Here is a 10,027-nt window from a genome sequence, read left to right as displayed (position 1 = left end):
GACTCGATCTCCGAGAACGAGTAGGTCACGTGCAGGAAGTGGTTGCCGTTCTCTTCTTTCCACTCCGTGCAACTGGATTGCAGGTGGGCTAATTTGCGCGCGCGCTGGAATTCACCGGTGCCGTCGTTCTGTAGCAATACGGTGAACCCGTCGAAGCCGAGCATCAAGCCGCAGCGTTCGCACAGCGTGAATGGCGGAACGCCGGAAGAACAACGCGGACATCTCGTCATGCAAGATCCTCCGTTGGTGTTCCCGCTTCTTTCTGATCGTGCGGTCTCTATTCTCCCTGTTCGGTCGCGATCTTGTGGCCACTGCCATCGCTACCTGGGTTGATTGAACCACGATTGCATTTCGAATCGCAATAACTTTTCTGGCTCTTCACTTTTATTTTCGCGCCGCGAGATCGCCTGCTCCGCGCACAGAATGTTCCGCACTCAAAACTCTTCGCGCCAAGAGACTCCTGTCATCCCAAGCTATGCGCGAGCGTTCGTGAGCGTGAGTCGAGGGACCATGCCTTTGACTTTGCCTTATCCATTGTCCTTCTCCGTGTCTCCGTGCCTCCGTGGTGGGTTCTCGTCCGAGTCACCGATTAGAATCAAGACGTGGCTTCAAAAAACTACGACGCCATCCTCTGCGGCGCCGGCATCATCGGACTGTCGCTCGCGTTCGAGCTGCGCAAGCGCGGCGTGAGCGTCCTTGTCATCGAGCGCGGCGCTCCCGCGCGCGAGTCGTCGCACGCTGCCGCCGGCATGCTCGCCTGGTGCGAGCCCCATCCTCACCCCGCACTGCACGCGCTCGCCGAAGCCAGCTACCGCGCTTATCCCGAGTGGGTCCGCGAGGTCGAGGACGCATCCCAAAGCGCATCCCGTAACAACGAAGCATCCCAAAGCAAAGCCCACGTCGATCTTCGCTCCGAGGGCACCTTGCAGTTGCTCAACGCCTCCGAACCCTGGCCCACCGTGGGATGCCTCCGCACGCTCGCGCCCGGCGAACTCGCGCACCTGGAACCAGGCTTCGCGAGTCCGCATCGCGCCGCCGTGCTCGATGAAGCCACCGTCGATCCGCGCGCGCTCTGCGCTGCGCTCGAACGAGCTGCGCGCCATCGCGACGCGGACTTCGCCACCGGCTCGCCCGTCACCGCGCTGCGATTCGCAGGCGGTAAGCTCGCCGGCGTCCGCACCGAGCGCGCCGAGTATCACGCGCCGGTGGTGGTGAACTGCTGTGGCGCGTGGTCGGGAGAGCTTGATTCGTCAGCCACAGGAACGAGCGGCCACGCCGGCCCGCGCGTGCCCACACGCCCCATCAAGGGCCAGATGCTCTCCGTCGCGGCCGGCCATCTTCTGCGTCACACCATCCGCGCCCACGATGTCTACCTTGTTCCGCGCACCGACGGACGCCTTCTCATTGGCGCCACCGTCGAAGACGCCGGCTGGGATAAGCGCGTCGTCCCCGAGACTATCCAGCATCTGCACCAGGCGGCGGCGCACCTCTTCCCCGCCATCGGCGAGATGAAGCTCCTCGAAGCCTGGGCCGGACTCCGCCCCGCCACGCCCGACGACCTTCCCATCCTCGGCCCCACCTCTATCCCCGGATACCTCGTCGCCACCGGACACTTCCGCGACGGCATCCTGCTCGCGCCCATCACCGCGCGCATCATCGCCGACCTCATCACCGGCGCCACGCCCGCCTTCGATCTCACTCCGTTCGATCCCGACCGCTTCGCGCGCTAGCGAACCAATGCCGCTGTCATCCCGAGCGACGTGCGAACGCCAGCGAGCGCAAGTCGAGGGACCACGCCTCGGCACGTTTTTTGTTCTTCATTCATCATTCACCCTTCCTTCCTCCTCTGTGCTCTGTGTCTCTGTGGTGGGTTCTCCGAGCCCCAATGACTTGTTTATACTGAGTGGTTACTCACTCTCCGCTGGAGTCCCCCATGTCCGCAGCCGCTCTCGACTTCGCCCGCGAAAATCAGCAGCGCTTTCTCAACGAGCTCAAGGACCTGCTCCGCATCCCCAGCGTCAGCACGCTGCCCGAGCACAAAGCAGACGTCCGCCGCGCCGCCGACTTCGTTGCCGCCGAGATGAAGCGCATCGGCCTGGAGCACGTCGAGATCATCCCCACCGCCGGACATCCCCTGGTCTACGCCGACTGGTTGCACGCCGCCGGCAAGCCGACCGTGCTCTGCTACGCGCACTACGACGTCCAGCCGCCCGACCCGCTCGACGAATGGAAGACGCCACCCTTCGAGCCCACCGAGCGCGACCAGAACATCTACGCGCGCGGCGCCGTGGACGACAAAGGCCAGATGTGGATGCACATCAAAGCCCTCGAATCCCTCTTCCAGACCGGCAACGGCAAGCTGCCCCTCAACGTCCGCATCATCATCGAGGGCGAGGAAGAGGTCGGCGGCGAAGGCATCGCCAAGTTCGTGCGCGAGCACAGTGACCGCCTGAAGGCGGATTTCGCGCTCGTCTCCGACACCGAGATGTTCGCGCCCAACCTCCCCACGCTGTGCGTGGGACTGCGCGGCATGGTCTACACCGAGCTCGAAGCCGTGGGCGCCATGACCGACTTGCACAGCGGCATGTACGGTGGCGCCGCTCCGAATCCGTTCGAAGCGCTCGCGCGCATCATCTCCAAGTTGAAAGACGAGAACGGCAAGGTCCTCATCCCCGGGTTCTACGATCGCGTCGAGAAGCCGGCGGCCGCCGAGCTCAAGGCGTGGAAGTCGTTGCCCTTCGACGAGGAGGAATATCGCAAAAAAGAAGTCGGCTCCAAGCAGCTCACCGGAGAAGCGGGCTACACCGTGCTCGAGCGCACCTGGGCGCGGCCCACCCTTGAAGTCCACGGCATGCCCGGCGGCTTCATCGGCACCGGCGGCAAAACGGTCATCCCGGCCAAGGCGGCGGCGAAGGTCTCCATGCGACTCGTCCCCGACCAGCGTCCCGACGAGATCTTCAAGCTCTACTCCGAGTTTGTGAAGTCCATCGTCCCCAAGGGCATCGAGCTCAAGATCAAGCAGTTCTCCATCGCCGACCCCATCGTCATCAAGACCGACAACAAATACGTCCAGGCCTCCACCGTCGCCATGAAAGAAGTCTTTAACAAGGAGACGGTCTACATCCGCAGTGGGGGTTCCATTCCCATCGTCGCCGACTTCGAGAAGTTCCTCAAGATCCCGTCGGTGATGATGGGCTTTGGACTTCCCGACGACAACCTGCACGCCCCCAACGAGAAGTTCCACATCCCGAACTTCTACCGCGGCATCGAGTCCATCATCCGCTTCTTCCAGCGCGTCGGCGGCGAAGGCTAGGTTTTTGCTCTGTCATCCCGGACGAGTCCGCGAGTCGAAGGACCATGCCTTCGGCCCCGTGTCTTCCCTCTTCGATTCTCCGTGGCTCCGCGCCTCCGTGGTAGGTTTTCGGCGGGTTTTGCCCCATAATCTGTGCTATCCTTAGCTCGCTCTCGCGGTTCTCCCGCCTCCCATCCTCACCTGGTTTCCAAAGTCCGTGAGTCCGTCACCCTGCACCGCAGCCTGTGCAACATACTGCGGTCGGTGGACGCGACCCACAACATCTTGTGGATAAAAGGCTTGACCTCTGTTAACTAGGCAGGTTACATTCCCTCTTAACCAGCGGGGGTGTGCCGCCGCAGCGAGGTTTCCAGCCAGGGAGTGAACGTTGCTGAAGCTCAAGAAACTACAGATCCTCGGCTTTAAGTCCTTCTGTGACCGCACCGAGTTGAAGTTCCACGGTGAGGGCATGGCGGCCATCGTCGGCCCCAACGGCTGTGGCAAGTCCAACATCGCAGACGCCATCTCCTGGGTCCTCGGCGAGCAGTCTGCCAAGACGCTTCGCGGCACCCGCATGGAAGACGTCATCTTCGCCGGCACCCGTGACCGCAAGCCCATGGGCATGGCCGAGGTCTCGCTCACGCTCATCGATCCCGAAGTCTTCGAGGGCGCTGATCTCTCCGCCGATACCGAGATCGACGTTCAAGCCGACCTGCCCGACGATTGGGATGAGGCCGAACTCCGCGCCACCTCGCAGGAGACCGCCGAGCAGTACATCGACGAGGTCCAGCCCGGCCCGGAAGAGACCGGCTCGCCCTTCTCCCGCGCTTCCGCCGACGAACCTCCGGTAGAGACGGGGCTTGCCCCGTCTCCAGAAGAAACTGCTGTGCCCCCGTTTCCCGACGCCGCCGCAAACCCCTCCGGCGTCGTCTTAAAGATCCGCCGCCGGAAATTCGCCCCGCAGGAAAAGCGCGGACAGATCGTCGTGACCCGCCGCCTCTTCCGCACCGGCGACAGCGAATACCTCATCAACGGCAAGCTGGCCCGCCTGCGCGATATCCAGGAGATCTTCATGGGCACGGGCCTCGGCCCGGAGTCCTACGCCATCATCGAGCAGGGACGGATCGGCCAGATCCTCTCCTCCAAACCGCATGACCGCCGCGCCATCATCGAAGAGGCCGCCGGCATCACCAAGTTCAAGACCAAGAAGCGCCTCGCCGAAGCCCGTTTGGAAGAAGCCAAGCTCAATCTCGCGCGCGTCAACGACATCTTCGAAGAAGTCGCGCGCCAGATGAACTCGCTCAAGCGCCAGTCCTCGAAGGCCGAGCGCTATGCCAAACTGCGCGATGAGATGCGCGAGAAGCTGCGCCTCGTCCTCGCTTCCAAGTATGCCGAGCTCGAGCAGCAAGCCACGCAGCTCGAGCGCGACCTCGCCGCGCTCACCGCCGAGCTCCACTCCCGCACCGCCGAGCTCGAACGCCTCGAAGCCGAGCACGTCACCGGTGCCGAGCGCGGCTACGCGCTCCAGTCGGAGACCCGGCAAAACGCCGCGCGCGCCAGCGAGATCACTCTGGAACTCGACCGCGCCACCGCGCAACGCGCGCACAATCACGAACGCTGTGGGGAGCTCGAAGTCCGCATCGGCGCAAGTCAGTCGGAGCTGGGACGCAACCAGAAGCAGCTCACCACGCTCTCGAGCGAGCTCGCCGCCAACCAGTCCATCGTGGAATCGGCCGCCTCAGACGTCGCTGCCTCCCGCTCCGAAGCCGAGCTGGCGCAGCAGCGCGCCGCCTCGGCCGCGGCAACGCTCAGCGCGGTCGAGCGCGCGCAAGATCAGCGCCGCGCCCAGATCATGGAGCTGGTCGCGCAGGTCTCCGGCGTCCGCAACCAGATCGCGCAAGCCGCCGAGAACGTCGCCGCCCTCGACCGCGAGGCCCAACGCCTCGCTCGCGAGATCGCCGCCGCCAGCAGTGAGATCGACCAAGTCGGCTCGCGCCGCTCGCATCTTTCACTCGAGTTCGAGTCCGCCACCAGCCGCGTGAACCAGCTCGCCGTAGCCGTCACCGCAGGCCGCGCTGCCATCGAAGCCAAGCGCGCCGAAGAGACTTCTGCCAAGCAGCGCCTCGACGGCCTGCGCGCCGAGTTTGCCAGTGCCCTCGGCAAGCGCAGCTCGCTCGAATCGGTGATCGCCGAGCATGGCTACTCCACCGAATCGGTGAAGCGCCTGTTCCAGTCGGGCGTGATCGATAAGGGATTCCGCCCCGTCGGCGTGCTCGCCGACTTCCTCGAGGTCGAAGGCCAATATGAGAACGTGGTCGAAGACTTCCTGCGCGACGAGCTCAACTACGTCGTCGTCAAGTCGTGGGACGCAGCCGACGCCGGCCTCGAGATGCTGCGCACCGGCGCCGACGGACGCGCCACCTTCCTCGTCCATCCCAACGATTCGCAGGCCCGCTTCAGCTTCAACCTCGATGAGTCGCGCTCGACGCCCCGCGGTCCGCAACCGCCTTCGCGGCCCATCGTCCCACTGAAAGATTGCATCAAGGTGCTCAACGGCTTTGGCAAATCGCTCGAAGTCATCCTGCCCAAGCTGCGCGATGGCTACATCACCGCCGATTCCGCCGTCGCTCGCGATCTCGCACTCGATAATCCGGACGCGTTCTTCCTCTCCGCCTCGGGCGAGTGTTTCCATAACGTCACCGTCACCGGCGGCAAGCAGCGCGCCGAGGGACCACTCTCGATGAAGCGCGACCTGCGTGAGGTCGAGAAACAGCTCGACGAGCTCGAGCGCGCCGTGCGCAGCGATGAATTGAAGATCGCAACCCTCGGCAAGGAGATCGCCGAGCTCACTGGGCTGCTCGACCATCTCGAGGCCGAACGCCGCGAGGCGGAGAAGCTCGCGCTCACCTCCGGCCATTCGCTCGAGCAGATGTCCAGCGAGATCTCGAAGACGGAAGTCCGCCTGGTGACCTACCGCGCCGAGCTGTCGCGCGTAGAAGCCGAGCGCGCGGAGAAACAAGCCTTCGTCGCCGAGCGCGAGCAGCAGGTCGCTGCCCTCGACGGTACCCGGGTGCAGTGCGAAGCCGAGATGTCTACCGCGCAAGCCACGCTCGCCGAGCTCAACGCCGCGCGCGCCGCCGCCGCCCGCGCCGCCAGCGAGATGCTGGCCTCGCTCGCCGCCATGGACGAGCGTCGCAAGGGCGCCGAGGCCTCGCTCCAGCGCATCCAGGCGCTGGTGCAGGAGGTCTCGCTGCGCGTCAACGCGCTCGAAGACCAGATCGCCGCCGCCGGCTCCGAACGCGAGCAGCGCCAACAGCAGAACGCCCACCTCGCCGAACAGTTGGTTGCGCTCGAGACCGAGCGCGCCGCCGTCCGCGAGCGCGGACTTGCCCTGCAACACGAGTCTGAGCAGCTGCGCGCTTCGCTCGCCGCCATCGAAGAGCAGTTGAAGTCCCTGCGCGCCGCGCTCGACACCGCCCGCGACCGCCGCGGCGAGCTTTCCGCCACCGCCGCCCGTCTCCAGTCCGACATGCAGCACATGGCGGAGAGCTGTCTCAACGAACTGAACCTCACCATCGCTGCGCTCCAGGCGGATGACACCGTGCTGCGCGTCGCCGGCGAGACCCTCGCCACCGAGGAAGCGATGTATCGCGAGATGCGCGCCCGCCTCGAAGCCATGGGCCCGGTGAACATGATGGCGCTCGAGGAATACAAGGAGACCGCCGAGCGCCACGCCTTCCTCGAGACCCAGCGCAAGGACCTGCTCGACTCCATCGAGAACACCCAGGCCACCATCAAGGAGATCGACCTCATCTCCAGGGAGAAGTTCCAGGAAGCCTTCGACCGCATCAACGAGTACTTCCAGCTCAGCTTCCGCAAGCTCTTCGGCGGCGGCCAGGCCTTCATGCGCCTCACCGATCTCGAGAACTCCGCCGAATCCGGCATCGACGTGGTCGCCTCGCCTCCGGGCAAGAAACTGCAGAATGTGCTGCTGCTCTCCGGCGGCGAGAAAGCGCTCACCGCGCTCGCGCTCCTGGTCGGCATCTTCCAGTACCAGCCGAGCCCGTTCTGCATCCTCGACGAAGTGGACGCTCCGCTCGACGAGACCAACGTCGGCCGCTTCAACGAGCTCGTCCGCGAGATGAGCGTACAGACGCAGTTCGTCCTCATCACCCACAGCAAGAAGACCATGTCCATGGCCCCGGTGATGTACGGCGTAACCATGCAGGAACCAGGCGTGTCTAAGGTCCTCTCCGTCAAATTCGGCGCGGACGAGAAGGCCTCCCGCCCCACCGCCGTCGGCGCCTAGTAGCGCTGGCGTCTCGCCGGCTGTAGCGGCGGCATCTTGCCGCCGCTAACCGGTCGCACCCGCATATTTAGCGGCTGGCAGCACCGCCCACCTCCATCACACTCGCCGCGTCGGCATTCAGCGTCCAGTTGTCATTCTGAGCGATGCGCGAGCGTCAGCAAGCGCGAGTCGAAGAACCCCTAGCGCCACGAAGACCTGCCGTGAGGAACCCGGTAACCATTTCACAATTATTTTTCTTCACACCCATCCACAAACCAATCCACAGATTCCCTCTCCCGCTCGCTTGTCAAGATTTTTCCAGTGAAAACTTTTTTCTTTCCACAACGTCACTCTCTGCACAACGTTGACAAACTTTTTGCGCTGGCTAGAATCTCCTCTGCTCTTCACGAAGAAAGAAAACATCCTGCCGTGACCCAGACAACCGACCAAGTCCTGCTCCATACCGATTTCCCCGGACTTCCCTTGCACGCCTCCGGCAAGGTCCGCGATGTCTACGCGCTCAACGGACACCTCCTCTTTGTCGCCACCGATCGCATCTCGGCATTCGATTACGTGCTCGCCACCGGCATCCCGCAAAAAGGCCGCGTGCTCACGCAGCTCTCGCTTTTCTGGTTCGATTTCCTGAAGCCGCTCGTGCCCAGCCACCTGGTCACCGCTGACGTCGCGCAGTATCCCGCCGCGCTCCTGCCCTACCGCGATCAGCTCGAGGGACGCTCCATGCTCGTCGCCAAGGCCGGCATGGTCGCCGTCGAGTGCGTCGCCCGCGGATACCTCTCCGGCTCGGGCTGGAAGGAATACCAGCAGTCCGGCGCCGTCTGCGGCATCAAGCTGCCCGCCGGCCTCAAGGAATCCGACAAGCTCCCCCAGCCCATCTTCACCCCCGCGACAAAAGCCGCCAGCGGACACGACGAGAACATCACGTTTGCGGACATGGTCAAGCGCGTCGGCCCGGAACTCTCCGAGCAGCTCCGCGACCTGACCCTGAAGATCTATAACCAAGCCGCCGGTTACGCCCTGACCAAGGGCATCATCATCGCCGACACCAAGTTCGAGTTCGGACACACCGGCGCGGGCCTCGTGCTGGCCGACGAAGTCCTCACTCCAGACTCCTCCCGCTTCTGGCCGGCCGATACGTACAAGCCCGGCGGCGCGCAGGAGTCGTTCGACAAGCAGTATGTCCGCGATTATCTCGAGTCCATCCAGTGGAACAAGCAGCCCCCGGCGCCGGCCCTTCCGGAAGAGGTCGCCCGGAAGACCAGCCAGAAATACATAGAAGCGTATCGGCGTCTGACCGGGCGCGAGCTCAAGGCCTGACGTTGTGTATCGGGTTTAGGAACGAAACGGGTGATCGCGGAACGAGCGCGAGGGGCGGGCGGCGACCCGCGAAGACATGACGACGCTGGATTGGGTCCTGTTGGCCGTCGTCGCGTTGTCGGTCCTGGTTGCCGCGTTGCGCGGGTTTCTGTACGAGGCGTTTTCCCTCGCCGGCGTCGTCTTTGGATTTGTGATCGCGGCCTGGGGATACGCCAGGGTTTCACCGTGGTTTTTGCCGTACGTGAAGGCGCAGCCGATCGCTGACTTCGGCGCTTTTTGCGCGCTCTTTATACTCACGACCTTGTTGTTCTCGCTGGCGGGTGAGATCGCCCGCAGCGCCGCGAAGTCCGCCGGACTCCGCCCCGTGGACCGTGTCTTCGGGGGCGCCTTCGGCCTGCTCCGCGGCCTGCTGGCCGGCGCCGTCATCGCGCTCGCCGTCGCCGCCTTCCATCCCCAGGCGATGGAGGGTTCGGTGGTCGGAAGTTATTTCCTGGTTGGGGCTCGCGCGCTCTCCTGGACCACCCCCGAGGACGTGCGCCGGCAGTTCCGTGAAGGGACGCTCGCCATCCGCAAGGCCGCAGAAGAAAAACTCGCGCCGCCGCAACCGCAGCCACCGGCCGGCGCCGCGCCGAAAAAAGATTAGCCACGTCCGATCATGGATGTGGGAAACAGATTTGGGTGAGCGCGAAGCGAGCACCCGGAAGAAAACGAAAGCAGGCCTTGCGTGAAGGACCAACTCGAAGCGCTCGTACAGCAGATGCACAAGAGCGGCATCCTCTATTCGGAAGCCGTCCGCGAGTTCAAGAAGCGCTTTCTGCTCACCGTGCTCGAGCAGAACGGCGGCAACCAGTGCCGCGCCGCGCGCGAGCTGGGCATGCACCGCAATACGCTCTCGCGCACCATCGCCGAGCTCAAGCTCGATATCCGTTCCGTCCGCGGCATGGGACGCCGGCCTCCACGCGCCGAGCGCCCCGCCCCCGCCTTCGACAAAAAAGCCGCCCGCTAACGCTCACCACCAACCCTTGTCATCCGTCGCGCCCGCCGCGGCGAGCGAACCTTGCGCGCAGCACCTCGCCGGTCGCCCGTGCGTGGCTGAGCGCACGACTCAAGCG

The 10,027-nt window shown here is 64.3% G+C and carries 7 protein-coding genes; 6 read left to right on the top strand and 1 reads right to left on the bottom strand.

All coding sequences use genetic code 11. The annotated features are described in order from the left end of the window. The coding region (locus tag M3P27_03845; GenBank protein MDP9267441.1) for a hypothetical protein at positions 1-230 on the bottom strand (230 nt) is incomplete at its 3' end. Positions 231-602: 372 nt separating this feature from the next. Here M3P27_03845 and thiO point away from each other — a divergent pair. From thiO to M3P27_03815, 6 genes are all read left to right on the top strand, one after another. Beyond that, positions 603-1,730, top strand: a complete 1,128-nt coding sequence (gene thiO, locus M3P27_03840) for a glycine oxidase ThiO (protein ID MDP9267440.1) — start codon at positions 603-605, stop codon at positions 1,728-1,730. A 203-nt stretch (positions 1,731-1,933) separates the two neighbouring features. Beyond that, on the top strand, positions 1,934-3,313 hold the full coding sequence (locus tag M3P27_03835) for a dipeptidase (protein MDP9267439.1): 1,380 nt from the start codon (positions 1,934-1,936) through the stop codon (positions 3,311-3,313). Between the two features lie 367 nt (positions 3,314-3,680). Beyond that, a complete protein-coding gene (smc, locus tag M3P27_03830) occupies positions 3,681-7,601 on the top strand; it encodes a chromosome segregation protein SMC (GenBank protein ID MDP9267438.1) in 3,921 nt (1,306 codons plus the stop codon). Between the two features lie 408 nt (positions 7,602-8,009). After that, positions 8,010-8,915 (top strand): phosphoribosylaminoimidazolesuccinocarboxamide synthase, encoded by a 906-nt coding sequence (locus M3P27_03825; GenBank protein MDP9267437.1) that lies wholly within the window; start codon positions 8,010-8,012, stop codon positions 8,913-8,915. 76 nt (positions 8,916-8,991) lie between these two features. Next, positions 8,992-9,558 carry a CvpA family protein gene (locus tag M3P27_03820; GenBank protein ID MDP9267436.1) on the top strand — a complete coding sequence of 189 codons (567 nt, stop codon included), beginning with the start codon at positions 8,992-8,994 and terminating at the stop codon, positions 9,556-9,558. Positions 9,559-9,639: 81 nt separating this feature from the next. Beyond that, the gene (locus tag M3P27_03815; protein MDP9267435.1) at positions 9,640-9,921 is read left to right on the top strand and encodes a histidine kinase; all 282 of its coding nucleotides are present in this window, start codon (positions 9,640-9,642) and stop codon (positions 9,919-9,921) included. Positions 9,922-10,027 lie beyond the last annotated feature (106 nt).

It is taken from the genome of Acidobacteriota bacterium, assembly GCA_030774055.1.
Lineage (GTDB): Bacteria > Acidobacteriota > Terriglobia > Terriglobales > Acidobacteriaceae > JACPNR01.
The sequence above is the reverse complement of the archived record's forward strand: the minus strand, read 5'-3'. Positions and strand labels throughout refer to the sequence as shown.

Bases quoted from the DNA above. Each gene is read 5' to 3' on its own strand.
- M3P27_03835 (MDP9267439.1), top strand. From the start codon at position 1,934: ATGTCCGCAGCCGCTCTCGACTTCGCCCGCGAAAATCAGCAGCGCTTT.
- M3P27_03820 (MDP9267436.1), top strand. From the start codon at position 8,992: ATGACGACGCTGGATTGGGTCCTGTTGGCCGTCGTCGCGTTGTCGGTC.